The sequence below is a fragment of the Tistlia sp. genome (assembly GCF_040905785.1).
Taxonomy (GTDB): domain Bacteria; phylum Pseudomonadota; class Alphaproteobacteria; order Kiloniellales; family DSM-21159; genus Tistlia.
This window is the reverse complement of sequence record NZ_JBBDQW010000025.1, coordinates 52774-79035: the sequence shown is the minus strand read 5'-3', so window position 1 is coordinate 79035 and position 26262 is coordinate 52774. Positions and strand designations below refer to the sequence as shown.

The window sequence follows — 26262 nt, the reverse complement described above, 5'->3', positions numbered from 1 at the left end:
GGGGGGCGGGTCCCTACCGCCAGACCCCCTCGACCGCATCCCAGGCGCCTGCGCGCAGGTCGTCGGACTCCGAGCGCAGCTCGCCCTTGCGGATCTTCATCGAGGGCGTGCGGGGGAAGCTGTCGCGGTAGGCCAGGTAGCGCGGCACCTTGAAGCGCGCCAGGCGCCGCGCGGCGTGCGCCAGGATCCGCTCCGGCGGGACGCTGTCGCGGTCGTGGCCGGGCGCCAGGATGACCAGCGCCTTGACCTCCTCGCCGCGGTCCGGATCCTTGACGCCGATGACCGCCGCGTCCTGGATCTCCGGCATCTCCAGCAGCACGCTCTCGACCTCGCGGGCGGCGATGTTCTCGCCGCTGCGCCGGATCATGTCCTTCTTGCGGCCGACGATGTAGTAGTAGCCGCGCGCGTCCCGGCGGAACAGGTCGCCGGTGCGGAACCACTCGCCGAAGAAGGCCTCGGCCGTTGCCTCGGGCTTCTTGTAGTAGCCGAGCAGGATGTTGAAGCCGGCGACGACCAGCTCGCCGACCTCGCCCTCCGGCACGTCGCGGCCCTCGTCGTCGACGATGCGGCAGCGCCGGAAGGCCGCCGGGCGGCCGCAGGAGCCCTCGCCGACCATCTCGGTCGCCTCGATCGGCACGAACAGCGTGGTGCCGACCTCGGTCATGCCGAAGGCCTCGCGCGCGACCAGGTTGAAGCGGCGCTCGAGGTCGGCGTGGATCTCGCGCCGCACGCCGTAGATGTTGGCGCGCCGGATCGCGTTGTCGCTGTCGTCGGGCCGCGGCGGCTGCTTGTAGACGACCTCCGGGAAGATGCAGAAGTGGATGGCGAAGCGCCGGACCCGCTCCATGAAGCGGCTGCCGCTCGGCTTCAGCACCGCGAACAGCGTGCCGCGCTGGTAGGCCGCCAGCAGTGTCATCCACTGCGGGTCCATGTAGTAGAAGGGCTGGTTGGCGAAGATGTTCTTCAGCACGATGCCGTCCCGCCGGGCCGCCACCTTGCCGGTGCCGATCCAGTAGCTGTGGCGCAGCATGCAGCCCTTGGGGAAGCCGGTCGTCCCCGAGGTGTACTGGATGTTCAGCAGGTCCTCCGGGCCGGCCGTCTCGCGCGGCACGAAGCCGGGGTCACCGGCCGTGACCAGGGCTTCGAAATCGTGGCGGCCGCCCCCCGCGGGCCCCCCCACCGGCCCACCGTGGACGACGACCCGGTCCTCGGTCAGGTGGGCCGGGCGCTCGGTCATGGCGTCCAGTGCCGGCAGGCAGGCCGCATCGACGACCAAGTACTCGGCGTCGCCGTCGTTGAGGATGTAGTCGAGCTCGCGCGACGTGTAGCCGATGTTGATCGGGATCATCACCGCGCCGAGGCGGCCGAGCGCCAGCCAGGTCAGCGGGAAGGCGGGACGGTTCGGTAGCATGACCCCGACGTGGCTGCCCTTGGCGACGCCGAGCCCGGCCAGGGCGTCGGCCAGCCGGTTCGTCCGCTCGATCACCTCGCGGTAGGTCAGGGCCTCGCCGGTCTCGAAGAAGTTCCAGGCGAGCTGGTCCGGCACCTCGGCGGCGGCCTCCGCGACGACGTCGTAGTTCGTCGGCGGCAGCGGCTCGGATTCGATCTGGCGCTGGCGCTCCTCGGGGTCGCGCAGGTGGGCGTCGATGAGGTCGGCTTCCGTCAGCCCCTTGCCGAGGATCTCGAGCACCGACGCCCCGCCCGTCGAGTTCATGACACCGCCCTCGCCCACCGACGCCTCCCCTTTCAGAGTTCATTACTTTTCATCATGACTCGGCGGGTGGGTCAACAAGCCTCTCCGGCACGCCGCCTGGCCGGAGCACCGCGGCGGCCGATCAGCCGCGGGCGCGCAGCTCGCGGCGGATGATCTTGCCGGTGGCGGTCATCGGCAGGGCGTCCAGGAAGGCGACCTCGCGCGGGTATTCGTGGGCGGCGAGGCGGGTGCGCACCCAGTCCTGGATCTCCTTCGCCAGGGACTCCGAGGGCGCATAGCCCTCGGCCAGGACGACGAAGGCCTTGATCCGCTCGGTGCGCACCGGATCCGGGATGCCGACCGCGGCGGCCAGGGCGATCGCCGGGTGGCGCAGCAGGCAGTCCTCGATCTCGCCGGGGCCGATGCGGTAGCCGCCCGAGGTGATGACGTCGTCGTCGCGCCCGACGAAGCGGAAGTAGCCCTCGGCGTCGCGCAGGCCGCGGTCGCCGGTCAGCAGCCAGTCGTCGCCCTCGGGACCGCCGGCGAACTTCTCGGCCGTCGCCTCGGGCTTGTTCCAGTAGCGCAGGAACATCACCGGGTCCGGGCGCCGCACCGCGAGGGTGCCCTCGGTGCCGTCTGCGACCTCCTCGCCCGCCTCGTCGAGCACGCCGACCCGGTGGCCCGGCACCGCGCGGCCCATCGAGCCGGGCCTGACCGGGAAGAGGCCGGCGCAGTTGGAGACGACCAGGTTGCACTCGGTCTGGCCGTAGAACTCGTTGAAGGTCAGCCCGAAGGTCTCGCGGCCCCACGCGAGCAGCTCGGTGCCCAGGGTCTCGCCGCCCGAGCCGATCGAGCGCAGGCGATAGTCGAAGCGTCCGCGCGGGCTCTCGACCGCGCGCATCAGCTTGAGCGCGGTCGGCGGCATGAAGGCGTTGCGCACCTCGAGGTCGGCCAGCAGGCGGAAGGCCCGCTCGGGATCGAACTTGGCCATGCGGTGGGCGACCACGGGCACGCCGTGGTGCAGGCTCGGCAGCAGCACGTCGAGCAGGCCGCCGATCCAGGCCCAGTCGGCTGGCGTCCAGAAGCGGTCGCCGGGCTGCGGGAACAGCTCCTGGGGCAGTTCGACGCCGGGCAGATGGCCGAGCAGGACCCGGTGGGCGTGCAGCGCGCCCTTGGGCTGCCCGGTCGTGCCCGAGGTATAGATGATCACGGCCGGGTCGTCGGCGGCCGTCTCGACCGGCCGGAAGGCCTCGCTCGCCTTATCGAGCTCGCTCCAGAAGCCGCGCGCGCCCTCCTCGGGCCCCTCGATGCAGAAGATCGTCCTCAGCGCCGGCAGGCGGTCGCGCAGGCCCGCGACCTTGGCGAGCCCGACGCGATCGGTGACCAGCAGGCGCGCGCCGCAGTCGGCCAGGCGGTACTCCAGCGCCTCCTCGCCGAACAGCGTGAAGAGCGGCACCGAGATCGCGCCCAGCTTGAAGGCGGCGAGGTGGGCCAGCGCCGTCTCCGGCGCCTGGGGCAGCAGCACCGCGAGCCGCTCGCCGCGGGCCAGGCCGTGCGCCGCGAGGGCATTGGCCAGGCGGTTCGACAGACGCTTGAGCTGGTCGAAGCTGTAGTCGCGCCGGCTGCCGTCGGCCCCCAGGTGGATCAGCGCGAGGCGGCCGGAGCCGTCGGCCCACTTGTCGCAGGCGTCGACGCCGATGTTGTAGCGGTCGGGGATCGCCCAGCGGAAGCGGGCGGCGAGCTCCTCGTAGGTGGCGGCCTGGGGCAGCATGCCCGCTACAGGCCCTTCCCGATCCACACCGCGGTGTCGTGGAAGACGGCGCCGCCCCTCGGCGCGCCGGCGTCGGCCGAGGTCAGGGTGTTGACGCCCAGGCCGTCGAGGAAGGCCCGGTTCGGCCAGATCGATTCGATGACCACGACGTCGGGCTGGACCCCGTCGAAGGCGCGGGCGTGCAGGCGGATCTCGCCGCGCCGGTTGCCGACCCGCAGCAGCTCGCCGTCGGCGGCGCCGAGCCGGGCCAGCGCCTCGGGATGGATCAGCAGGGTCGGGCGCCGCTCGCGCTTCTGCGAGCCCGGGGTCTCGGCGAAGGTCGAGTTGAGATAGCTGCGCGCCGGCGCCGCGACCAGGCGGAAGGGGTGCTCGGCGTCCTGCAACTCGATCGAGGTCCAGTAGTCTGCGCGCGGCGGCAGGCCGGCGTGGTCGCGGCCGACTTTCGACCAGTCGGCGGTGAAGTGGTAGCGGCCGTCGGCGTGCGGGAAGCCCTCGGCGAAGTGCTGGCGCCGCGCGTCCTCGCTGCAGTCGAGCCAGCCGTCGCCCTCGAGCAGGGCCAGCGCCGAGCCGTGGCCGGAGGCCTGGAAGGTCGCCTCGACCAGCTCCAGGGCGGTCATCTCGAAGCCGGGGTGCCGCGCGCCGAGGCGGCGGGCGAGGGCGCAGATCACCTCGTGGTTGGAGCGGCAGGCGCCGGGCGCCTCGACGACCTTGGAGGCGACCTGCAGGTAGGTGTGGCCGCTCGCCGTGTAGAAGTCGTCGTGCTCCAGGAACATGGTCGCCGGCAGCACGATGTCGGCCATGGCCGCGGTCTCGGTCAGGAACTGCTCGTGGACGCAGGTGAAGAGGTCGTCGCGGGCGAGGCCCGCCAGGCACTTCTTGGTCTCGGGGCAGACGTTGGCCGGGTTGGTGTTCTGGACGAAGAGCGCGGTCACCGGCGGGCCGTCGCCAATGTCCCTGGGGTCGCCGGTCATGACCGGCCCGAAGCGCGACTGGTCGAGCTTGCGCACCGAGCGGTCGAGGACGTCGAGGCCTTCGACCAGGGTCTTGTCGAGATGGTAGATCGCGCCGTTGCCCCAGAGCGCGCCGCCGCCCTCGACGGTCCAGGCGCCGGTCACCGCCGGCAGGCCGGAGACGGCGTGCACCGAGGCGGCGCCGTTGCGCGAGCGTGAGAAGCCGTAGCCGACGCGGATGAAGGACTTGCGGGTCGAGCCGTAGAGCCGGGCGAAGCCTTCGATGGTCTCGACCGGAAGCCCGGTTATCGGGCTCGCCCACTCCGGCGAGCGGTCGCGGAAGTGGGCCTCGGTGGCGGCGTCCCAGTCGGTGTGGCGCGCCAGGTAGTCGCGGTCGGCCAGGCCCTCGCGCAGCAGGACGTGGATCACCGCCGCGGCCAGGGCGCCGTCGGTGCCGGGCTTCAGGCAGAGGTGCAGGTCGGCCTGCTCGGCGGTGCCGGTGCGGTAGGGGTCGACGACCACCAGCTTGGCGCCGCGCGCCTTGCGGGCCTTGGCGATCCAGGTCATGACGTTGACCTGGGTCGAGACCGGGTTGCCGCCCCAGACCACGACCAGCTCGCTCTCGGCGATCTCGCGGGCGTCGACCCCGGCCTTGGCGCCGACCCCGGCGAGCCAGCCCGACTCGGCCAGCGTCGTGCAGATCGTCGACCACTGGCGCGAGTAGCCCTTGGCGTGGCGCAGCCGCTCGATGCCGTCGCGCTGCACGTGGCCCATGGTGCCGGCGTAGAAGTAGGGCCAGACCGTCTCGGCGCCGTAGCGCTGCTCGGCCTCCAGCAGGCGCTGCGCGACCTCGTCCAGGGCCTCGTCCCAGGAGATCGGCCGGAAGGCCTCGATCCCAACGCCCTTCTCGCCGACCCGCCGGAGCGGCTGCAGCAGGCGCTCCGGGTGGTGCAGCCGCTCGGCGTAGCGGGCGACCTTGGCGCAGATGACGCCGGCCGTATAGGGGTGCTCCGGGTGGCCCCGCACCTTGCCGATCCGGCCGGGCGTCCCCGGCTCGCCGGGCTCCAGCACCTCGACCTGCAGGGCGCAGGTCGAAGGGCAGTCGTGCGGGCAGGTCGAGCGCGCCCAGATGTTCGGGCGCGGGGCGTCCGGACGGGGCGCGGGCGGGCGGGGGGCGGCGGTGTCTAGCGGCATGGCGCCACTCTAGCCGAAGATCGGCTACACTGGAATCGGCGGTGGGGTGAGCGAGAATCGCGAAGGGAGCTATCGATGGACCGGACCCGAGCCCTTATCCTCGCCTGCGGCCTGCCGCTGGGCGCCGCGCTGGCGGCCTCCTCCGCCTCGGCCCAGGCGGTCTCGGCCGAGCGGGGGCGGGAGGTCGCGCGCCTCTGGTGCGCCCACTGCCATTCGACCGATGCCGCGCCCCAGGCCAGCGACGTCGGGCCGAGCTTCCCCCGGATCGCCGAGCGACGCTCGCCGGACTACCTGCGCGGCTTCCTGGCAAACCCGCACGTGCGCGGCGAGATGCCCCCCTTCGACCTCTCGCGGGAGCACATCGAGGACCTGATCGCCTACCTCGGCACGCTCGAGTAGCGGCGGCCCGGGCCGGGCCGGGAAATTCGACGGTGGATTGTGCGGGTCGCTCTGGTATTTTATCGGCCGCAGGGGTGACCCGACGAAAACGCATAAATAGTCCCCAGGGAGGAACATCGGCATGACACGTACCCTTACAGGCCTGCTGGCCAGCGCGGCGCTGATCGGGCTCGCGACGGCGGCGGCGCCCGCCCAGGCGCAGTGCGACGGCGGCGAGATGGTCATCAAGTTCAGCCACGTGACGGCCGCCCAGGGCCATCCGAAGGGCGAGGCGGCCGACCTCTTCGCGCAGCGCGTCAACGACGAGATGAACGGCGTCGCCTGCATGGAGGTCTTCCCGAACTCCCAGCTCTACAACGACGACAAAGTGCTGGAGGCGATGCAGCTCGGCGACGTCCACTTCGCCGCGCCGTCGCTGTCGAAGTTCGAGAAGTACACGATGAAGTTCCGTGTCTTCGACCTGCCCTTCCTGTTCGAAGACATCGACGCGGTCGACCGCTTCCAGGGCAGCGACAAGGGCAAGGAGCTGCTCGCCAGCATGAAGGACCGCGGCCTGCTCGGCCTGGCCTACTGGCACAACGGCATGAAGCAGCTGTCGGCCAACAAGCCGCTGCTCGAGCCCGAGGACGCGGCCGGCCTGAAGTTCCGCATCCAGACCTCCGACGTGCTGGAGGCGCAGTTCAAGGCGCTCGACGCCAACCCGCAGAAGATGGCCTTCTCGGAGGTCTACGGCGCGCTGCAGACCGGCGTCGTCGACGGCCAGGAGAACACCTGGTCGAACATCTACACCAAGAAGTTCTTCGAGGTGCAGGACGGCATCACCGAGACCGACCACGGCGTCATCGACTACCTGGTGGTCGTCTCGGCCGAGTGGTGGGACGGCCTCGACGAGGAGGTCCGCAACCAGCTGGGCAACATCCTGGCCGAGGTGACCGCCGAGCGGAACGCCCTGTCCACCGAGATCAACGAGAAGAACCGCCAGATGATCCTCGACGCCGGCGGCGAGATCCGCCAGCTGAGCCCGGAGCAGCGCGCCAAGTGGGTCGAGGCGATGGAGCCGGTCTGGGAGGAGTTCCAGGGCGACATCGGCGCCGACCTGATCTCGGCGGCGCAGTCCGCCAACCAGGGCAGCTGATCGGCGGCACCGATCGGGCAGGCGGCGGCGCCGAGAGCGCCGCCGCCGTCCGCCCTTTCGGCGGTCCGGCCGGCGCCGGACTCACACCCAGGGGATAGGGGGCGGCCGTGCAGCGTGCCGGCGAGGTCGTCAATCGCATCGAGGAGGGGGCGATCTCCTTCTTCTTCGCGGTCATGGTGCTGACCACCTTCGTCCAGGTGGTGCTGCGCTACGTCTTCAACACGGGCTTCGTCTGGGCGCTCGAGCTGACCACCTACTGTTTCGCCTGGATGGTGCTGATCGGCATCTCCTGGGGCGTCAAGATCAACACGCACCTCGGGGTCGACGCCTTCGTCCGGCTGTTCCCCGGCAAGGCCCAGCGGGCGCTCGTGCTGTTCGGCTGCCTGTGCTGCATCGCCTATGCCGGCATCCTGCTGGCCGGCGCCTGGGAATACATCTCCAAGATCTACCGGATCGGGATTCCGACCGAGGACCTCTACGTGCCGCGCGTCGTCGTCGAGCTGTTCGCCGGCGGCGAGCCCGATCGCCCGGTGCCGATCCCGCGCTGGATCCCCTACGCCGCGCTGCCGATCGGCCTGGCGCTGCTGCTGTTCCGCTTCTGCCAGGCCTTCTGGCTGATCTATACGGGCGAGCGCAAGACGCTGATCGCCGGCCACGAGGTCGAGGAGCTGGCCGAGGAGGCGCAGCACCGCCTCGTCCCGGACGAGCCGCGACCCGGCGACCTGCGGTAGGGGACCGGCGATGGAATCGATCCTGCTGTTCGTCGTGGTCCTGCTGCTGCTCGTGCTCGGGGTCCCGATCGCGGTCGCCCTCGGCCTGTCCAGCCTGACCATCATCCTGGCCTTCAGCAACGACTCCCTGGCCTCGATCGCGCTCAAGCTGTTCGAGGCGATGGAGCACTACACGCTCCTCGCCATCCCCTTCTTCATCCTGTCCTCGACCTTTCTGTCGACCGGCGGCGTGGCGCAGCGCATCATCCGCTTCTCGATCGCCTGCGTCGGCTCCTTCCGCGGCGGCCTCGCCATGGCCGGCGTCTTCGCCTGCATGATGTTCGCCGCGCTCTGCGGTTCCTCGCCGGCAACCGTCGTCGCGATCGGCTCGATCGTCATCGCCGGCATGCGCCAGGTCGGCTACAGCCGCGACTTCGCCGCCGGCGTGATCTGCAACGCCGGCACGCTCGGCATCCTGATCCCGCCCTCGATCGTCATGGTCGTCTACGCCGCCGCGACCGACGTGTCGGTCGGCCGCATGTTCCTGGCCGGGGTCATCCCAGGCGCGCTCGCCGGCGTCATGCTGATGATCGGCATCTACGTGGCGGCCGTGCGCCGCGGGCTGCCGGCGCAGCCCTGGCAGGGCTTTCGCGAGATCTTCGCCTCGGCGCTCGACGCCGGCTGGGGCCTGTTCCTGATCGTCATCATCCTGGGCGGCATCTACGGCGGCATCTTCACGCCGACCGAGGCGGCGGCGGTCGCCGCGGTCTACGCCTTCCTGATCGCGGTCTTCATTTACCGCGACCTCGGGCCGCTCAAGGGGGTGCCCTGGCGGGCCGAGGGCGAGGGCGCCGGCGGTGCGGCCCTCCGCAACACCTTGGCGATCGCCAAGGGCTTCTTCCCAGGCTGCGTCCACGCCGACACCCGCAAGGTCCTGGTCGAGGCGGCGCGCGTCACGCTGATGCTGATGTTCATCATCGCCAACGCGCTGCTCTTCGCCCACGTGCTGACCAGCGAGCGCATCCCGCAGGTGATCACCGAGACCTTCATCCAGGCCGGCCTGGAGCCCTGGATGTTCCTGGTCGTGGTCAACCTGCTGCTGCTGCTCGGCGGCCAGTTCATGGAGCCCTCGGGCCTGCTGCTGATCGTGGCACCGGTGGTCTTCCCGATCGCCATCCAGCTCGGCATCGACCCGATCCACCTCGGCATCATCATGGTCGTCAACATGGAGATCGGCATGATCACGCCGCCGGTCGGGCTCAACCTCTTCGTGACCTCGGGCATCACCGGCATGTCGGTGCTCCAGGTCGTGCGGGCGGCTCTGCCCTGGCTCGGCATCCTGTTCGTCTTCCTGATCATCGTGACCTACGTGCCCTGGGTCTCGACCTACCTGCCGAACACCCTGATGGGGCCGGAGATCGTGCGGTAGGGGCGCCGGTGCTCACCCGCGCTTGCATGGTTCGACAAGCTCACCATGAAGCGAAGGAGGGGTTCTCGCCGGCTTCAGTCACGCTCCGTGGTGAGCCGGTCGGAGGCCATCATGAAGCAGCGGATAAGGTTCTTGCCGGCTTCAGGTCGCGCTTCATGGTGAGCTTGTCGAACCATGCAAGCGTGAGTTGCGCTGATCCGTCCATGACCCACACGCGAGCCCTTCGTCTCCGGCGCGCGCCGAACCGGGGGCTTCCCTCGAATCCGGCCGCTCGGCTACCCAGGAAGGCGGCAATTCGATGTCAGGAGGCCAGCCACCCGTGAGCGTGCTCGCGCCCAACCCGTCCGTTTCCTTCGCCCCGACCGCGGGCGGCCCGCGCGTCGTGGTGCTCGGCAACGAGAAGGGCGGCAGCGGCAAGTCGACCAGCGCCATGCACCTGGTCGTCGCCCTGCTGCGCCTCGGCTACCGGGTCGGCGTCGTCGATCTCGACGCCCGCCAGGGCACGCTCAGCCGCTACGTCGAGAACCGCGCGGCCTTCGTGCAGGAGACCGGCCTGCCGCTGCCGCTGCCCGAGCTGCGCCGGGTCGCCCGCTCCGACGCCGCCAGCCGCGACGCGGCCGAGAGCGAGGAGCGCGCGCGCCTCGACGGCGCCCTGTCCGAGCTGGCCGACCGGGACTTCCTGGTCATCGACACGCCCGGCAGCGATTCCCACCTGGCCCGCCTCGGCCACCAGGCGGCGGACGTGCTGATCACGCCGCTCAACGATTCCTTCGTCGACCTCGACCTGCTCGCGCGCATCGATCCGGAGGGGCGGCGCATCCTCGGCCCCAGCGTCTACAGCCAGATGGTCTGGGAGCAGCGCCAGCAGCGCGCCCGCGCCGGCCGCCGCCCGGTCGACTGGATCGTCATGCGCAACCGCCTGTCGCACCTCGACGCGCGCAACAAGCAGAAGGTCGGCGGCCTGCTCGACCAGCTGGCCAAGCGGATCGGCTTCCGCCTGGCGCCGGGCTTCGGCGAGCGCGTGATCTTCCGCGAGCTCTTTCCCAAGGGCCTGACCCTGCTCGACCTGCGCGAGGCCGGCACCGACCTCACCCTGTCGCACCTCGCGGCGCGCCAGGAGGTCTTCTCGCTGCTCGCGGCCCTCGGGCTGGAGGCGGAGCCGGCAAGCGGCAACGCCGACGGCGCGAAGGCCGAGGCGGCGGCGACCGGCTGAGCGGTGGCGAAACAGCCTGTCGCGGCTGATGCGCGGTAATGTCATGACTATTCGTGAGAGTCTGAAGATTATGACGGCACTCTTCACCTACAACGACACGGTCAAGGTCACAAAAGACGCGCCTGAACAGTGCCGCCCCGGCGAACTCGCATCGGTGGTCAGCATTAGCCTAGCCACGGAGCGAGGCGGGGAGTTCTTGAAGGAGTTTCCGCATGGCGTGGTTTATTCGATCGAATTCGAGGACGGGTGCATTGTCGAAATCCACGAGGATTTTGTTGAGAAGGGCGCGTTTCCGAGTGAGTTGGGAGATAGGGGCACTAGGTGAAGGTAGTTGGGTTCGGCTATCGAACGAGCGGACCCGGCCCTGCCTCCCCGAAACAATGCTCCGAGTGGCGTGCTAGGCACGGGGCGCGGCCTATAGCGGAGCTGCGGGCGGACGAGCCGCCGGCGCGACCGCCGAGGCGGCGACTTCGGGATCACTTTCCCGGTCAGGTGACGAGCAAAAGGGCCGCGAGATGCTCGCGGCCATCCTCAGTCCCCCTTGCCGGGGCGAGCACCAGAAACCTCCCGCGGTTCCGCCGCCGTGGGATTCGCTTCTGCGACCTTCCGCGGCTGGCGCAGGCAGCTTTCGTATCCTATCTCTAGGCGATGGAGAGCCATCGCCGATGAGCGACGACGACAAGCGCCAGGGCACCCGCAAGGGGCCCCTCGAGCGGCGCCAGGACGAGCCCGCGCCGAGCGTGCGCCAGAAGTCGGGGCGCGGCGAGGTCGACGCCTTCCTCAGCAAGGTCGCGGCGATCCGCCCGAGCGCGGCCGGCGAGGGGCGTGGGCGGCTGATCTTCGCGCTCGACGCCACCGCCAGCCGCCAGCCGACCTGGGACCAGGCGATGCAGATCCAGGCCGAGATGTTCGAGCAGGCGGGCTCGCTCGGCGGCCTCGACGTCCAGCTGGTCTTCTATCGCGGCTTCGGCGAGTGCAAGGCCAGCAAGTGGCAGAGCGAGGCCAAAGGCTTGTTGCGCGCCATGACCGCCGTGACCTGCCTGGCCGGCCGGACGCAGATCGGCCGGGTCCTGAAGCACGCGCTCGGCGAGACCCGGAAGAAGAAGGTCAACGCCCTGATCTTCGTCGGCGACGCCGTCGAGGAGCCGCTCGACGAGCTCGGCCACCAGGCCGGCGAGCTCGGCCTGCACGGCCTGCCCTGCTTCCTGTTCCACGAGGGCCGCGACGCGCTCGCGCGCCAGGCCTTCGAGCAGATCGCGCGGCTCTCCGGGGGCGCCTGCTGCAGCTTCGATCCCTCGTCGCCGCAGCAGCTGCGAGACCTCCTGGCCGCCGTCGCCGTCTACGCCGCCGGCGGGCGCAAGGCGCTGGCCGACTTCTCCGAGCGGCGCGGCGGGGTGGTTCCCCAACTCACCCACCAGGTCCGCTAGATGGGCGGGGGCGGGCGCCGATGATCGCCTATCTCCTGTTCGGGCTGATTCTGCTCGGTGCGATTGTCCTGCTGCTCAAGTGGTTCACCAGCGTCGAGCCCCGGCAGGTCAAGAGCGCCCTGACCTGGGTCGCCGGCGTCATCGGCGTGGTGCTCCTGCTGTTCCTGCTGTGGGGCGGCGCGCGGGCCCTGGCGCCCTTCGCCCTCGCCTTCCTGCTGCCGATGCTGTTCCGCCTACCCAGCCTGCTGCGTCGCCTGGGCTCCTCCCTCGGGCCCCAGCCGGGCCAGACCTCCACCGTCGAGACGCGCTTCCTGCGCATGGTGCTCGACCACGATACCGGCGGCATGAGCGGGACCGTGCGCGAGGGCCCCTGGCGCGGCCGGCGCCTAGACGAGCTGTCCGAGGCCGAGCTGCTGGAGCTGTGGCGCGAGTGCCGCGCCGAGGACGAGCAGTCGGCGGCGGTCCTGGAAGCCTACCTCGACCGCGTTCACGGCCTCGACTGGCGGGAGGCCGCGGGCCTGGACGCGGAGGAAGACGCTGGTCCCAACTCGGGGGCCGGGCGGGGAGAGGACCGCCGGGCCGGCGCGCGCGCCGCCTCGGGCCCGATGACCCGCGAGGAGGCGCTGCAGATCCTCGGGCTGGAGGCGGGAGCCGGCGAGTCGGAGATCCGTGCCGCACACCGCCGGCTGATGCGCCAGTACCACCCGGACAGCGGCGGCTCCAACTACCTTGCGGCCAAGATCAACGCGGCCAAGGAAGTCCTGCTCGGGCGCTAAGCCAGCCGTCCGCCGGAGCGAATCTTCGGCCGCGGGAACCCATGTGGGGGGGCGCGCATTTCCGCCACGGCCGGTTCGCGCGAACCGGGCGGCTGATGCGTCTGTCGCCGCCAGGAACCATCGCCTTGCCCGGCGTGCATCCGCACGCCTCGGTCCCGCGTAGCCGGTGCAGGCGCATCGTCAGTCACGAGGTAGAAGAGGCATGTTCGCGTGATCCGCCCTCCGGCACCGAGAGTTTGCCGACGCGCCGCCGGAGGCGCGGCGCAGCCACCCACCGTTGTTGTCGGTCCTCCTCGCCTGTGGCAAGACTGGCCGCGCGAAGCCGCATGCATCCCCTGAGCCACCACAGATCGGCGTGAGATCCATGAAGAAGACCATTCGCAAGGCAGTCTTCCCCGTCGGCGGCCTCGGGACCCGCTTCCTGCCGGCGACCAAGGCCATGCCCAAGGAGATGCTGCCGGTCGTCGACAAGCCGCTGATCGAGTACGCGGTCGAGGAGGCCAAGGCGGCGGGCATCGAGGAGTTCATCTTCGTCACCGGCCGCGGCAAGTCGGCGATCGAGGACCACTTCGACCACTCCTGGGAGCTCGAGACGGCGCTCGCCAAGAAGGGCAAGACCGAAGAGCTGGAGGCCTCGCGCGCCTCGCTGCTGCGCCCCGGGCAGGTCGCCTACACCCGCCAGCAGGATCCGCTCGGGCTCGGCCACGCGGTCTGGTGCGCGCGCCGCATCACCGGCGACGAGCCCTTCGCCGTGCTGCTCGCCGACGACCTGGTGATGGCCGACGAACCCTGCCTGTCGCAGATGATCGAGGTCTACAACGAGACCGGCGGCAACATCGTCGCCGTGATGGACGTGCCGCGCAGCCAGACCGACCGCTACGGCATCCTCGACGTGGTCTCGGAGGAGGGCCGCCTGGCCAAGGCCCGCGGCCTGGTCGAGAAGCCGAAGCCGGACGAGGCGCCCTCGACGCTCTCGATCATCGGGCGCTACATCCTGCAGCCCGAGGTGATGCAGGAGCTGGGTCGCCAGCAGACCGGCGCCGGCGGCGAGATTCAGCTCACCGACGCCATGGCGCGGACCATCGACAGGGTGCCCTTCCACGGCCTACGCTTTGCCGGAACCCGCTTCGACTGCGGCAGCAAGGAGGGCTTCCTCGAGGCCCAGATCGCCTTCGCGCTGCAGCGCGAGGACCTGGGCGGGGCGATGGCGGAGATCCTGTCCCGCTACTGCGTCGATGCGCGCGTCGCGGCATCCTGACCGCCGCAGCTTCATTTTTTCCATAATACGTCAGGAGGCTCTGCGATGCGCATCGCCATGATCGGTACTGGCTACGTCGGACTGGTGTCGGGAGCCTGCTTCTCCGAGTTCGGCACCCAGGTCGTCTGCGTCGACAAGGACGCCGACAAGATCGCCCGCCTGAAGCGCGGCGAGATGCCGATCTTCGAGCCCGGCCTCGAGCAGCTGGTCGCCAAGAACGTCGAGGCGGGCCGGCTGTCCTTCACGACCGACCTGGGCGAGGCGCTCGAGGGCTGCGACGCCGTCTTCATCGCGGTCGGCACGCCCTCGCGGCGCGGCGACGGCCACGCCGACCTGTCCTACGTCTTCGCGGCGGCCGAAGAGGTCGCGAGCCGGCTCGACCACCCGGCGGTCCTGGTCACCAAGTCGACGGTGCCGGTCGGCACCGGCCGCAAGGTCAAGGAGATCGCCGACCGGGTCCGCCCGGGCGGCGACATCGAGGTCGCCTCCAACCCGGAGTTCCTGCGCGAGGGCTCGGCGATCGAGGACTTCATGCGGCCCGACCGCGTGGTCATCGGGATCGACGACGGCGGCACGGCGCGCGAGACGCTGCGCGCGCTCTACCGGCCGCTGTTCCTCAACGAGACGCCGATCCTCTTCACCCAGCTGGAGACGGCGGAGCTGATCAAGTACGCCGCCAACGCCTTCCTGGCCGTCAAGATCACCTTCATCAACGAGATCGCCGACCTCTGCGAGAAGGTCGGCGCCGATGTCCAGCAGGTCGCCCGCGGCATCGGCCTCGACGGGCGCATCGGCAGCAAGTTCCTGCACGCCGGGCCCGGCTACGGCGGCTCCTGCTTTCCCAAGGACACGCTGGCGCTGGTGCGCACCGCCCAGGAGGCGGCGGCGCCAGTGCGCATCGTCGAAACCGTCGTGGAGGTCAACGAGGCGCGCAAGAAGCGCATGGCCGAGAAGGTCGTCGCCCACTGCGGCGGCTCGGTCGAGGGCTTGACCGTGGCGGTGCTGGGCCTGACCTTCAAGCCGAACACCGACGACATGCGCGACTCGCCCTCGCTGGCCATCGTGCCGGCGCTGCAGGCCGGCGGGGCGACGGTGCGCGCCTACGATCCCGAGGGCATGGCGGAGGCGCGCCGCATGCTCGACGGCGTGGTCTGGTGCGAGGATACTTACGAGGCTCTGGAGGGCGCCGACTGCCTGGTCCTGGTGACCGAGTGGAACGTCTTCCGCAACCTCGACCTGGACCGCATGAAGCAGCTGATGACGCAGCCGCGCATGGTCGACCTGCGCAACATCTACAAGCCGGAGGACATGGCCGAGGCGGGTATCGACTACCTGTCGGTCGGCCGTCCCGCCGCTCCGGCCGGAGCCTGAGCCATGGAACGCCACACCTTCGATCCGACCATCCTGCGCGCCTACGACGTGCGCGGCATCGTCGGCAAGACCCTGCACGCCGCCGATGCCGAGGCGCTGGGACGCAGCGTCGCGACCCTGGTGCGCCGCGAGGGCGGCGACAGCGTCGCGGTCGGCTACGACGGGCGCCTGTCCTCGCCGGACATGGAGGAGGCCGTGGTCCGAGGCCTGCGGGCCGCCGGGGTCAAGGCGCTGCGCATCGGCCTGGGGCCGACGCCGATGCTCTACTACGCGGTGCATGAGCTCTCGGCGGGCGGCGGCATCATGATCACCGGCTCCCACAACCCGCCCGACTACAACGGCTTCAAGCTGATGCTCGGCAAGAAGTCGCTGTACGGCGAGGGGATCACCGCGCTCGGCCGCATGGCCGAGGCCGGCGACTGGGAAACCGGCTCCGGCGAGGACGAGCGCTTCGACCTCATGGAGCGCTACGTCGAGCGCCTGCTGCGCGACTTCGACGGCCCGCGCGACCTGAAGATCGCCTGGGACGCCGGCAACGGCTCGGCGGGTCCGGCCATGGTGCGCCTGACCGCCCAGCTGCCCGGCGAGCACATCCTGCTCTACCAGGACGTCGATGGCCGCTTTCCCAACCACCATCCCGACCCGACGGTGCCGGAGAACCTGACCGAGCTGCGCCGCACGGTGCTGGAGCAGGGCTGCGACCTGGGCATCGCCTTCGATGGCGACGGCGACCGCATCGGCGCCCTCGACGGCCAGGGCCGGGTGCTGTGGGGCGACCAGCTGATGCTGCTGTTGGCGCGCGAGGTGCTGGCCGAGCGGCCGGGCGCGCCGATCATCGCGGACGTCAAGGCCAGCCAGGTCCTGTTCGACGGCATCGCCGCGCTCGGCGGTCAGCCGATCATGGGCCAGACCGGCCATTCCCTGGTCAAGGCCAAGATGATCGAGACCGGCGCCCCCTTCGCCGGCGAGATGAGCGCGCACCTGTTCTTCGCCGACCGCTTCTACGGCCACGACGACGCGCTCTACGCCGCCGTGCGCCTGCTCAACGCGATCGGCAAGTATGGCGACAGCCTGGCCGCCTTCCGCGATTCCTTGCCCAAGGTGGTCAACACGCCGGAGCTGCGCTTTCCCTGCGAGGAGAGCCGGAAGGTCGCGGTCGTCGAGGAGGTCGCCGCACGCCTCAAGCAGGCCGGCGCCGAGGTCATTGACATCGACGGCGTGCGCGTCAAGACCGCCGACGGCTGGTGGCTGCTGCGCGCCTCGAACACCCAGGACGTGCTGGTCGCGCGCTGCGAGGCGCAGGACCGGGCGGGCCTGGAGCGGCTCTACGACGCGCTCGCCGAGCAGCTCGAGCAGAGTGGGCTGGAGGCACCGGCGCTCGCGTCGGACTGACGCCGTCCCCGCCCCGGGACTTGAATCTCGCGGCTAGTGCCGTTAATCCGGCGCCTCTCGAGGCCCCGGGACGCTGCGATGCGCTTCTTCTTCTATGGAACCCTGCTCGACCCGGACGTGCGCTGGCTCGTCCTGCCGCACTGCTTCGAGCGGCTCGCGCTGCGGCCGGCCGCGCTGACCGGTTGGCGGCGCGTGCAGGCGCGTCACGGCTGCTTCCCGGTCGTCCGCCGCCAGCCGGGCGGGCGGGTCGCCGGGCTGCTGGTCGAGGGCATCGACCGCGCCGGGCTGCATCGCATGGCGCACTTCGAGGGCGACGGCTACACCGTGGGCCGGATCGCCGTCGCCGCCGGGGACCGGTCGTTCGAAAGCCACCTCTTCCTGCCGGAGCGGCCGGCGCTCTGTCTCGCTGCCGGCTGGTCGCTCGAGGCCTGGCAGCGCCGCCACAAGCGCCGCTTCCTGCCGCGGGTACGGCGCTGGATGGGGGAGTTCGGCGCCGCCGGCCCCTGGTCCGCCGACCTCAGCTGGCATGCCCGCCGCCGCCTCGCGGCGATCGCCCGCGAGACGAAGTCGGCGCGCGCCGCGCTGCGGCTGGCCGCCTGACTCACCCGCTTCGGCTTTACCGGCGATTAACCCTGTCCCGCCTACCCTGGTCCGCAGAATCGCCTGGGGGGAGAGCCGTTGAGCAGCGAACAGGCCCGGCAGGGCAACCTGATCGAGCGAACCGCGCGCGAAGCCGGCGAGCTGTCGATCGAGGTCGCCGACGTCGCCGGCAACGTCGAGCAGCTGAGCCGGGTCCTGGAGACGCAGTCGGAGGCCTTCTCGAATCTCGTCGAGACGGCCAACGCCCTGGCGACCAGCAACCATTCGGTGCGCGCCGCCTCCTCGCTGTCGCAGCAGGCCGCGACGCAGGCCGCGGCCGAGATCGCCCGCTCGCGCGGCACGATCGACGAGTCGCTCGGCGCGATCCACGAGTTGGTCGAGTCGGTTCACCACATCGAAGAGCGCCTGGGCGGCCTGCAGCAGGCGCTCGCCGAGGTCGCCAAGGTCTCCTCCGACATCGACGCGATCGCGCGCCAGACCAACCTGCTGGCGCTGAACGCGACGATCGAGGCGGCGCGCGCCGGCGAGGCGGGCAGGGGCTTCGCCGTGGTCGCGGGAGAGGTCAAGAGCCTGGCGACCCAGACCAGCGAGGCGACGAAACAGATCGAGCATACCCTCGGCGGCCTCACTGAGCAGGCCGAGGCGCTGATCGCCCGCGGCAGCGAGAGCACCGGGCGCGCCCAGTCCGTGCGCAGCGGCACGACCGCGATCGGCGAGGCGATCGCCGCCCTCGAGGGCGCGATGCGCCAGGTCGAGGAGCAGGCCTCGGGCATCGCCCGCTCGACGGAGGAGATCGAGGAGCAGTCGGACAGCTTCCTGGGCACCCTGGAAGCGGCCTCCGAGGATCTCGGCCATTCGTCCGAGACCCTCGGCGAGACCCGGGACCGCATCGGGCGCCTGGTCCAGGTCGGCGAGCGCCTGGTCGGCATGATGGCGGGCAGCGAGGACAATGGGCTCGATCACCCCTTCGTGCTCCGCGTCCAGGCGGCGGCCTGCCAGGTCGAGGCGGCTTTCGAGCGCGGCCTCGCCGAGGGCGCGATCACGGAGGCCGCCCTGTTCGACAGCGACTACCAGGCGATCCCCGGCAGCGACCCGCAGCAGTTCCTCGCGGGGGTCACGGAGTTCGCCGACCGGGTGCTGCCGGAGATCCAGGAGCCGGTGCTGGAAAGCGATCCCCGCATCGTCTTCTGCGCGGCCGTCGACCGGGGCGGCTACCTGCCGACCCACAATCGCAAGTTCTCGCAGCCACAGGGGCGCGACCCGGTCTGGAACAACGCCAACTGCCGGAACCGCCGGCTCTTCGACGACCGCGTCGGCCTCGCCGCCGGACGCAATGAGGCGCCCTTCCTGCTGCAGGCATACCGCCGCGACATGGGCGCCGGCGAGTTCGTGCTGATGAAGAACGTCTCGGCGCCGATCACCGTGCGTGGCCGTCATTGGGGCGGCCTGCGGCTGGCCTACAAGCCGGCCTGACGCCGGGCCCCGGCAAGGTCTCCGGCGCAAGACAAAAGGGCCCGCGCCTGAGCGCGGGCCCTTCGGCCGTTTGCGGTGTCGGTGCCGGCCGATCAGCCCTCGGTCGCGATGATCAGGCAGTCCATCGCCGCCCGCTGCTGCAGCTCGCGGCAGGCACGCTGCGCCTCGGCCTTGCCGAGCCCGAGGATACGCGCGCGGTAGAGCGTCTTGTCGCCGGTCGGCAGGTCGGTCACCACGACCTGCTCGGCCGGCAGCAGGGTGGGCATGCGCTCGCTCGCCGTCCTGGCCAGGGCCAGGGCCGAGTCGTAGTCGAAGAAGGCGCCGACCTGGATGCCGTAGGGCCCGGTCACGGTGGCCGCCTGTGCCGGACGAATCAGGCCGTCGAGCACCGAGCTGGCGGTCTTCCGAGCCGTCAGGTCCCTCGGGTCGGAGTCCAGGCTGCCGCCCTCGACCGCTCCGGCCTCTGCCATGGAGCTGGCTGCGGCGATCTGGCCGGGGAGCGCCTCGGCAGCGGGCTGAGCGGCCGGTGCCGGGGCGCCGGAGGCCGAGGCCAGCAGGGTCGTCGGCTTCGGCGGCGAGGGGTCGGGCGTGAAGCGCGGCAGCGAGGCCACGCGCACGAAACTGCGGTCGAGCAGCTCCCTCATGTGGGCGTCGCGCGACCGCGAGGTCTTACCGCCGAAGACCACGGCGATCAGGCGGCGTCCGTTGCGCACCACCGAGGCCGCCAGGTTGAAGCCCGAGGCGCGGATGTAGCCGGTCTTGATCCCGTCGGTGCCTTCGTAATTGGCCAGCAGGTGGTTGTGGCTCTTGTAGGTGTTGCCCCGATAGCGGAAGGCCTTGGTCGAGAAGACCCCATAGTAGTGCGGGTAGTTGCGCAGCAGGGCGATCGAGAGCGTCGCCATGTCGCGAGCCGTCGACTTCTGGCCGTCGTTGGGCAGGCCCGAGGCGTTGCGGAAGGTCGTCTTGGTCATGCCCAGGGCACGAGCCTTCTCGGTCATCATGCGGGCGAACTCGATCTCCGTGCCGCCGAGCGCCTCGGCGATCACCACCGCGACGTCATTGGCCGACTTCGTGGTCAGCGACAGTATCGCGTCCTCGACGCGGATCGTGCTGCCCGCCTTGAGCCACAGCTTGGAGGCCGGCATGCCCTCGGCGCGCTTGGAAACCCGTAGCTTGTCGTCGAGCGACAGGGAGCCACGATCCAGCGCCTCGAAAAGCATGTAGAGCGTCATCATCTTGGTGAGCGAGGCCGGATACTTCCGGTCGTCGGCATTGGCGGCGTGGAGCACCGTCCCGGTCTCGTAGTCGATCACGATCGAGGCGTACTTCGCCGCGCCGGGAGTCGGCGCAACGAGCAGCGCCACGGCGAGCGAGGCCAGGGCGAGAGCCGTTAAACGCAAGGAGTGTCTGAAAATTGCCCGACGAAGCACAGGTCACCTCCGAAGAATCGTCCGTAAGCCTCGTGAATCACGCTCTCTTTTACGCGAAAAGGCTTGTTGCTGTCCAGCGCGCTCGCGCCCGATGCGCAGCGCCGGCCCCCGGATCCCGGACAGCGACTCTGAGCATGGCCAGGATGACCGCGATTGGTAAAGTATTTCCTACCAAGAGACTCCGCCGGCCGGCGGCGCTGTCGCTGGCGGGCCTCCTGCTGCTCGCGGCCTGCGGCTACCAGGGCGGTGGCCTGAACGCGCCCTTCTCGCAGAAGCTGACCTGGTTCAGCCTGCTCAACGGCGACGACATCCGCGCCGCCTGCGCGCCGGGGGCACCCGAGCGTCTCCGCCTGGTCTACAATGGGCGCTACCACGAGCAGCTGCGGATCTACGACCTCGTCGCCAGCGACCCGGCCGGCCCGAACGCCGGCGGCGCCGAGCTGACCGCGCGGGTCCAGGACGCCGCCAGCTACAACAAGCTCGGCTCGATCGACCTGAGGAGCCCGTTGTCGGCCTGGCAGTGGCAGGAAGCCTCGGCCTCGCTCGGCCGCGAGGACTACCAGCGCCTGCAGAGGGCGCTCGAGCAGGCCGGACTGGGCGGGCCCACGCCGGTCGGCACGGAGCTGCGCTCGACGCGCTTCTACTGGATCGCCATCGGCTGCGTCGGCGGCGAAGTCTGGTTCCAGGCCTGGCAGGATCCCGAGACCGACGTCACCCGGCTGCCCTTCGTCGCGCTGCTGCTCGCCGCCGACCGCACCGGCGTGCCCTTCAACGCGCCGCGACCGCTCAGCGCCGCCGAGACCGCGCTGCGCGAGCCGGGCCCCGAGAAGGAGCGCGAGACCTACGGCTTCAGCATGAGGGTCGATCGCAACGGCCTGGGCGGCTTGCTCTAGGCAGTGGTCCCTGCGCCGTCGTCGGGGGCGTAATCGTGGGGCGGCTACTCGTCGCGGACGAGGGCCAGGCGCCGGGCGTCGGCCGAGGGCAACAGGCTTTCGATCCAGGGGCCGGCCGGCATCTCGGCGGCCAGCTTGGTGATGTGCTCGTTCCACCAGGTGCGCTGCGCGACCAGGTCCTCGTAGTCGTACTGGACCTCGCGCCAGCGCCGGTCTGACGCGGCGAAGGTCATCATGTCGACCGGATAGCCGACGTCGGCAGAGGAGAAGCGGGTGGAATCGAAGGACAGGTAGGCGAGCTTGAGCGCGTTCTCCATCGGGGTCTCGTAGCGCAGCGCCCGGTCCAGAATCGGCTTGCCATAGGCCACGGAGCCGATCGAGAGGTAGGGCGTGCGGCGGTCGACGGCGATCCAGTTGGCCTCCGGGTAGATCAGGAACAAGGCGGGCTCGGGATCGTCCTCGAGCTGTCCGGCGACGATGGCGTGCAGGTTGAAATGAAGGTCGGACTTTTCGAGCGCCCCGCGATCCTGCTCCTCGACCTCGCGCAGGCTCTGGCAGTAGCTGTCGATCGCCTCGAGCATCGAGCCGTGGCCGTTCGGGAAGCGCTTGCGCTGGGTGCGGTCGAAGAAGGCCAGCGTCTTGTCGCGCAGCGAGCGCAGGCCCGAGGTCATGATCGCGATCTGGGCGCCCTCTGGGCCGTGGCGCGTCGCCTTGCGCGCGTTGCTGACCTGGCTGCCGGCGGTAATCCGGCCGTCGGCCAGCAGAACCAGCCCCTCGGTCACCAGCAATCCCAGGCAATAGGTCATCGGCAGGTCATCGGCAGGTCATCGGCAGGTCCTCGGCACGACATCGCCCCGACCGCGGACCGGCGGCCTCGGAAGCGCGACAGCCTGACAGGTTCGCCTGGCCGCGGCAAGGCGAGCCGCGGCGCCCAGCCTGCGTCCGGTCGCGCCTCGGCGCCCGGGAGAGGCCGGGACGATCCTATGCTGCACTGCAGCAAAAATCGCTTGACTCACAACCGGAGGTGCTTATCTTTTGGTCATGTTGCGGTGCACAAAACCGGCAACGCCAGAAACCGAGCCACCGCTCAGCGCCCCTGAGCCCCCGACGAGGAGAGACCCTTATGACTGCCAAGAAGACCGCCCAGCAGGACGCCCTGGCGCCCGTCGAAGCCGCCGTCAATGCCGGCAAGGAGACCGCGGAAGCCGTGATGAAGGCCGGCACGGAGGCCTACGCCCGGCAGTACGAGCAGACCGCCACCCTGACCCGCGACCAGGTCGAGAAGACCTCGGCCGCGGTCTTCCAGAGCTACGACGAGCTGGTCAGCCTGAACAAGGCGAACCTCGACGCCGTCGTCTCCACCACGACGACCTTCGCCAAGGGCTTCGAGACCCTGGCCAAGGAGATCATGGGCTTCACCCAGATCAACGTCGAAAGCGGCATGACCGCCACCAAGAAGGTGCTCGGAGCCAAGAACCTGCAGGAGATGCTGGACTTGCAGAGCGAGTACAGCCGCACGCTGTTCGACAGCTGCATCGCCGAGAGCGCCAAGGTCGCCGAGATGTCGATGAAGACCGCCAACGAGGCCTTCGCGCCGCTCCAGGAGCGCGCCCAGGTCACGGTCGAGAGGATCATGAAGCCGGCGGCTTAAGCCCCTCTTCATCCCTTCCGAGCGACCTTGACGGCCCGGCGGTGAGAACCGCCGGGCCTTCTTTCGTTGTCGCCGGGGCCGCGCGCCTTCGCCCTGCTGCGGCGACTCCTTAGGCGTGTTAGCCTTCGCGCCGAAGACACCATGGGGAGCAATGCCCATGTCGGGTTCGCGGAGCGGTACGGCGTCGAGCGCCACGGCGCCGCACGGCACCGGGGGCGCAGGAGCGCGCCGCCGGGTTCAACGGCAGCTGCCTGCCGGAGAGCGGGACTCGCATCTCGTTCCGCGACCGCGGCTTCATGGACGGCGACGCGGCGCAATCCTTCCGCGGCCGCAACACCGGCGCGGTGCAGCCGGGGATCGCCCGGAAAAGCGTGAACGATCTCCCTTCGGCACTGGGAATCCCGGTCGAGGAGACCGATCTAGACCCCTACGACGTACTGACCGCGGAGGAAGGCTCCTGACATCGACAGGTCTCTGCCTCTCTCCGATCCGCTCGATCGACGGCCGGCCGCGCGGCGCCGGCCGGTTGCCGGGCGCGGTCGCGGAGCGGCTGGCCCGGGCCTTCGCGGAGAGTGTGCAGTTCGATTTCGCCGGGCAGTATCTAGCCCACTTGGCGCAGTGAGAGGGGGAAGCCTTGGCCCACCGCCCGGCCGCCCCCTTGACGGAAGGCTCTCCGCCGCAACCTAATTCAACAGGGCGGAGCCGTAGCGCGCGGCGCTCCGCCATGACCAGGCGCCCGGACCCGAGCCGGGAAAATGAGGACGATGAGCGACGACGACAGCAAGCGGAGGGGCGGCAACTCGACCGGCGTAATCGTGCGCACCCGGACCAGTACGAAGAAGCCGTCGATGTACAAGGTCCTGATGCTGAACGACGACTACACGCCGATGGAGTTCGTCGTCCATGTGCTGGAGCGCTTCTTCGGCAAGAGCCGGGAGGAGGCGACGACCATCATGTTGCACGTGCATCGACGCGGAGTCGGCGTCTGCGGCGTTTACACCTACGAGATCGCCGAAACCAAGGTGACGCAGGTCGTGGAGTACGCTCGCAAGCACCAGCATCCGCTGCAGTGCACTTTGGAAAAGGAATGATGCGCTAGATGCTTTCGGCCAACCTCGAGAAGACGCTGCATCGCGCGCTGGCCTTCGCCAACGAGCGGCGCCACGAGTACGCCACGCTCGAGCACCTGCTGCTCGCTCTGGGAGAGGACAGTGACGCCGTCGCCGTCATGAGGGCCTGCGGGGTCGACGTCGACAAGCTCAAGGGCGAAGTCGGCGACTACATCGACAACGAACTCTCGAACCTGATCAACGCCCACGCCGGGGAGGCCAAGCCGACCGCCGGCTTCCAGCGCGTCCTCCAACGCGCCGCGATCCACGTGCAGTCGTCCGGGCGCGAGGAGGTCACGGGCGCCAACGTCCTGGTCGCGATGTTCTCCGAGCGCGAAAGCCACGCGGTCTATTTCCTGCAGGAGCAGGACATGACCCGCCTGGACGCGGTCAACTACATCAGTCACGGCATCGCCAAGGTACCCGGGCACGAGAAGCCCCGGACCGTGCGCGGCGCAGAGGAACAGCCGGAGGCCGCCGCCACGGACAAGGATTCGAAGAAGGGTCGCGAGGCGCTCGACGCCTACTGCATCGACCTGAACGAGAAGGCCCGCAAGGGCAAGATCGATCCGCTGATCGGGCGCGAGCACGAGATCGAGCGCACCATCCAAGTGCTCTGCCGCCGGACCAAGAACAACCCGCTGTACGTCGGCGATCCCGGCGTCGGCAAGACCGCGATCGCCGAGGGCCTGGCGCGGCGCATCGTCGACGGCGAGGTGCCCGAGGTCCTGAAGAACGCGACGATCTTCGCGCTCGACATGGGCGCCCTGCTCGCCGGCACCCGCTACCGCGGCGACTTCGAGGAGCGGCTGAAGGCGGTAATGAACGAGATGGAGCAGCAGCCGCACGCGGTGCTGTTCATCGACGAGATCCACACCGTGATCGGCGCCGGCGCCACCTCGGGCGGCGCCATGGACGCCTCGAACCTGCTGAAGCCGGCGCTGCAGGCCGGCGGCCTGCGCTGCATCGGCTCGACGACCTACAAGGAATACCGCAACTACTTCGAGAAGGACCGCGCCCTGGTCCGCCGCTTTCAGAAGATCGACGTCAACGAGCCCTCGGTCGAGGACTCGGTCAAGATCCTGCGCGGCCTCAAGCCCTACTACGAGAAGCACCACGGGGTGCGCTACACCAACGAGGCGCTGCGCACCGCGGTCGAGCTGGCGCACCGCTACATCAACGACCGCAAGCTGCCTGACAAGGCGATCGACGTGATCGACGAGGTCGGCGCCGCCCAGACGCTGCTGCCCGAGTCCCGGCGCAAGAAGGTGGTCGGCGTCAAGGAGGTCGAGGCGGTGGTCGCCAAGATCGCCCGGATCCCGCCCAAGACCGTCTCGTCCGACGACAAGGAGGCCCTGCGCAACCTGGAGCGCGACCTCAAGACCATGGTGTTCGGCCAGGACCAGGCGATCCAGGCGCTGGCGAGCGCCATCAAGCTGGCGCGCGCCGGCCTGCGCGAGCCGGAGAAGCCGATCGGCAGCTACCTCTTCTCCGGACCGACCGGCGTCGGCAAGACCGAGGTCGCCCGCCAGCTCGCCCACTCGCTGGGCATCGAGCTGACGCGCTTCGACATGTCCGAGTACATGGAGCGCCACTCGGTCAGCCGCCTGATCGGCGCGCCGCCGGGCTATGTCGGCTTCGACCAGGGCGGGTTGCTGACCGACGCCGTCGACCAGCACCCGCACTCGGTGCTGCTGCTCGACGAGATCGAGAAGGCCCACCCGGACCTCTTCAACATCCTCCTGCAGATCATGGACTACGGGAAGCTGACCGATCACAACGGCAAGCACGTCGACTTCCGCAACGTCATCCTGATCATGACGACCAACGCCGGCGCCGCCGACATGGCCAAGCCGGCGATCGGCTTCGGCCGGCAGAAGCGGGAGGGCGAGGACCAGGAGGCGATCAACCGGATGTTCACCCCCGAGTTCCGCAACCGGCTGGACTCGATCATCCCCTTCGCCGGCCTGACCCCCGAGACGCTCCAGCGCGTTGTCGACAAGTTCGTGATCCAGCTGGAGGCTCAGCTCGCCGACCGCCACGTCACCATCGAGCTGACCCCCGCCGCGCGCGGCTGGCTCGGCGAGCGCGGCTACGACGAGAACTTCGGCGCCCGGCCGCTCGGCCGGGTCATCCAGGACCGCATCAAGCGGCCGCTCGCCGAGGAGCTGCTGTTCGGCAAGCTGACCAAGGGCGGCGTCGTCAAGGTCGACATCGTCGACGGCGAGCCGACCTTCCTGTTCGAGGAGGCGCCGGGCAAGCCCGCCGGCGGCAAGCCCACCGGGGGCGGCCCCGGCCGCAAGCCGGACGGACGCAGGAGCGGCAAGGGCGGCAAGGGCGGCGGCACCACGGAGATCGACGACAAGGTTCCCGAGCTGGTCGAGTAGC

At 70.1% G+C, this 26262-nt stretch carries 23 protein-coding genes; 18 read left to right on the top strand and 5 right to left on the bottom strand.

The genetic code is table 11. The features are described 5' to 3' along the window. Positions 1-13: 13 nt before the first annotated feature. The 3 genes from WD341_RS06435 to WD341_RS06425 all read right to left on the bottom strand — a co-directional run bounded on the left by WD341_RS06435 (position 14) and on the right by WD341_RS06425 (position 5608). The gene (locus tag WD341_RS06435) at positions 14-1732 is read right to left on the bottom strand and encodes a class I adenylate-forming enzyme family protein (protein WP_368424612.1); all 1719 of its coding nucleotides are present in this window, start codon (positions 1730-1732) and stop codon (positions 14-16) included. 103 nt (positions 1733-1835) lie between these two features. Continuing rightward, positions 1836-3464 (bottom strand): acyl-CoA synthetase, encoded by a 1629-nt coding sequence (locus tag WD341_RS06430; protein WP_368424611.1) that lies wholly within the window; start codon positions 3462-3464, stop codon positions 1836-1838. 5 nt (positions 3465-3469) lie between these two features. Next, positions 3470-5608 carry a molybdopterin oxidoreductase family protein gene (locus tag WD341_RS06425; RefSeq protein WP_368424610.1) on the bottom strand — a complete coding sequence of 713 codons (2139 nt, stop codon included), beginning with the start codon at positions 5606-5608 and terminating at the stop codon, positions 3470-3472. A 75-nt stretch (positions 5609-5683) separates the two neighbouring features. Between WD341_RS06425 and WD341_RS06420 the strand changes: the two genes are divergently transcribed. From WD341_RS06420 to WD341_RS06360, 13 genes are all read left to right on the top strand, one after another. Beyond that, positions 5684-6007 carry a c-type cytochrome gene (locus WD341_RS06420; RefSeq protein ID WP_368424609.1) on the top strand — a complete coding sequence of 108 codons (324 nt, stop codon included), beginning with the start codon at positions 5684-5686 and terminating at the stop codon, positions 6005-6007. 121 nt (positions 6008-6128) lie between these two features. After that, the gene (locus WD341_RS06415) at positions 6129-7142 is read left to right on the top strand and encodes a TRAP transporter substrate-binding protein (RefSeq protein ID WP_368424608.1); all 1014 of its coding nucleotides are present in this window, start codon (positions 6129-6131) and stop codon (positions 7140-7142) included. 107 nt (positions 7143-7249) lie between these two features. Then, entirely contained in the window at positions 7250-7873 is a 624-nt protein-coding gene (locus WD341_RS06410) for a TRAP transporter small permease (RefSeq protein ID WP_368424607.1), read from the top strand. Positions 7874-7883: 10 nt separating this feature from the next. Beyond that, a complete protein-coding gene (locus WD341_RS06405; protein ID WP_368424606.1) occupies positions 7884-9281 on the top strand; it encodes a TRAP transporter large permease in 1398 nt (465 codons plus the stop codon). 319 nt (positions 9282-9600) lie between these two features. Beyond that, positions 9601-10494, top strand: coding sequence for a division plane positioning ATPase MipZ (locus WD341_RS06400; protein WP_368424605.1), 894 nt, complete (start codon positions 9601-9603; stop codon positions 10492-10494). Positions 10495-10564: 70 nt separating this feature from the next. Continuing rightward, positions 10565-10819: a hypothetical protein gene (locus WD341_RS06395; protein ID WP_368424604.1), complete on the top strand. Its 255-nt coding sequence runs from the start codon at positions 10565-10567 to the stop codon at positions 10817-10819. A gap of 340 nt (positions 10820-11159) precedes the next feature. Continuing rightward, the gene (locus WD341_RS06390) at positions 11160-11921 is read left to right on the top strand and encodes a VWA domain-containing protein (protein ID WP_368424603.1); all 762 of its coding nucleotides are present in this window, start codon (positions 11160-11162) and stop codon (positions 11919-11921) included. 20 nt (positions 11922-11941) lie between these two features. Continuing rightward, entirely contained in the window at positions 11942-12697 is a 756-nt protein-coding gene (locus WD341_RS06385) for a DnaJ domain-containing protein (protein ID WP_368424602.1), read from the top strand. Positions 12698-13061: 364 nt separating this feature from the next. Continuing rightward, on the top strand, positions 13062-13955 hold the full coding sequence (gene galU / locus WD341_RS06380) for a UTP--glucose-1-phosphate uridylyltransferase GalU (RefSeq protein ID WP_368424601.1): 894 nt from the start codon (positions 13062-13064) through the stop codon (positions 13953-13955). Between the two features lie 45 nt (positions 13956-14000). Then, entirely contained in the window at positions 14001-15326 is a 1326-nt protein-coding gene (locus tag WD341_RS06375; RefSeq protein ID WP_368424600.1) for a UDP-glucose/GDP-mannose dehydrogenase family protein, read from the top strand. A gap of 3 nt (positions 15327-15329) precedes the next feature. Next, on the top strand, positions 15330-16718 hold the full coding sequence (gene pgmG, locus WD341_RS06370; RefSeq protein ID WP_368424599.1) for a phosphoglucomutase/phosphomannomutase PgmG: 1389 nt from the start codon (positions 15330-15332) through the stop codon (positions 16716-16718). A 78-nt stretch (positions 16719-16796) separates the two neighbouring features. Further along, entirely contained in the window at positions 16797-17318 is a 522-nt protein-coding gene (locus tag WD341_RS06365) for a gamma-glutamylcyclotransferase family protein (protein WP_368424598.1), read from the top strand. Between the two features lie 78 nt (positions 17319-17396). Then, positions 17397-18791 (top strand): methyl-accepting chemotaxis protein, encoded by a 1395-nt coding sequence (locus tag WD341_RS06360; RefSeq protein WP_368424597.1) that lies wholly within the window; start codon positions 17397-17399, stop codon positions 18789-18791. A 92-nt stretch (positions 18792-18883) separates the two neighbouring features. Here the strand turns inward: WD341_RS06360 and WD341_RS06355 are convergent, their stop codons facing one another. Further along, positions 18884-20191, bottom strand: a complete 1308-nt coding sequence (locus tag WD341_RS06355; RefSeq protein ID WP_368424596.1) for a serine hydrolase — start codon at positions 20189-20191, stop codon at positions 18884-18886. Between the two features lie 164 nt (positions 20192-20355). Here WD341_RS06355 and WD341_RS06350 point away from each other — a divergent pair, with 164 nt between their 5' ends. Then, entirely contained in the window at positions 20356-21114 is a 759-nt protein-coding gene (locus WD341_RS06350; RefSeq protein ID WP_368424595.1) for a hypothetical protein, read from the top strand. A gap of 44 nt (positions 21115-21158) precedes the next feature. Here WD341_RS06350 and WD341_RS06345 read toward each other — a convergent pair whose 3' ends face one another. Beyond that, a complete protein-coding gene (locus WD341_RS06345) occupies positions 21159-21920 on the bottom strand; it encodes a peptidase (protein ID WP_368424594.1) in 762 nt (253 codons plus the stop codon). A 317-nt stretch (positions 21921-22237) separates the two neighbouring features. Between WD341_RS06345 and WD341_RS06340 the strand changes: the two genes are divergently transcribed. The 4 genes from WD341_RS06340 to clpA all read left to right on the top strand — a co-directional run bounded on the left by WD341_RS06340 (position 22238) and on the right by clpA (position 26261). After that, on the top strand, positions 22238-22765 hold the full coding sequence (locus tag WD341_RS06340; protein WP_368424593.1) for a phasin family protein: 528 nt from the start codon (positions 22238-22240) through the stop codon (positions 22763-22765). Between the two features lie 296 nt (positions 22766-23061). Beyond that, positions 23062-23226, top strand: coding sequence for a hypothetical protein (locus WD341_RS06335; protein ID WP_368424592.1), 165 nt, complete (start codon positions 23062-23064; stop codon positions 23224-23226). Positions 23227-23529: 303 nt separating this feature from the next. Beyond that, positions 23530-23856 (top strand): ATP-dependent Clp protease adapter ClpS, encoded by a 327-nt coding sequence (gene clpS, locus WD341_RS06330; protein ID WP_368424591.1) that lies wholly within the window; start codon positions 23530-23532, stop codon positions 23854-23856. 8 nt (positions 23857-23864) lie between these two features. Further along, positions 23865-26261, top strand: coding sequence for an ATP-dependent Clp protease ATP-binding subunit ClpA (gene clpA / locus WD341_RS06325; RefSeq protein ID WP_368424590.1), 2397 nt, complete (start codon positions 23865-23867; stop codon positions 26259-26261). The last annotated feature ends 1 nt before the right edge of the window (position 26262 follow it).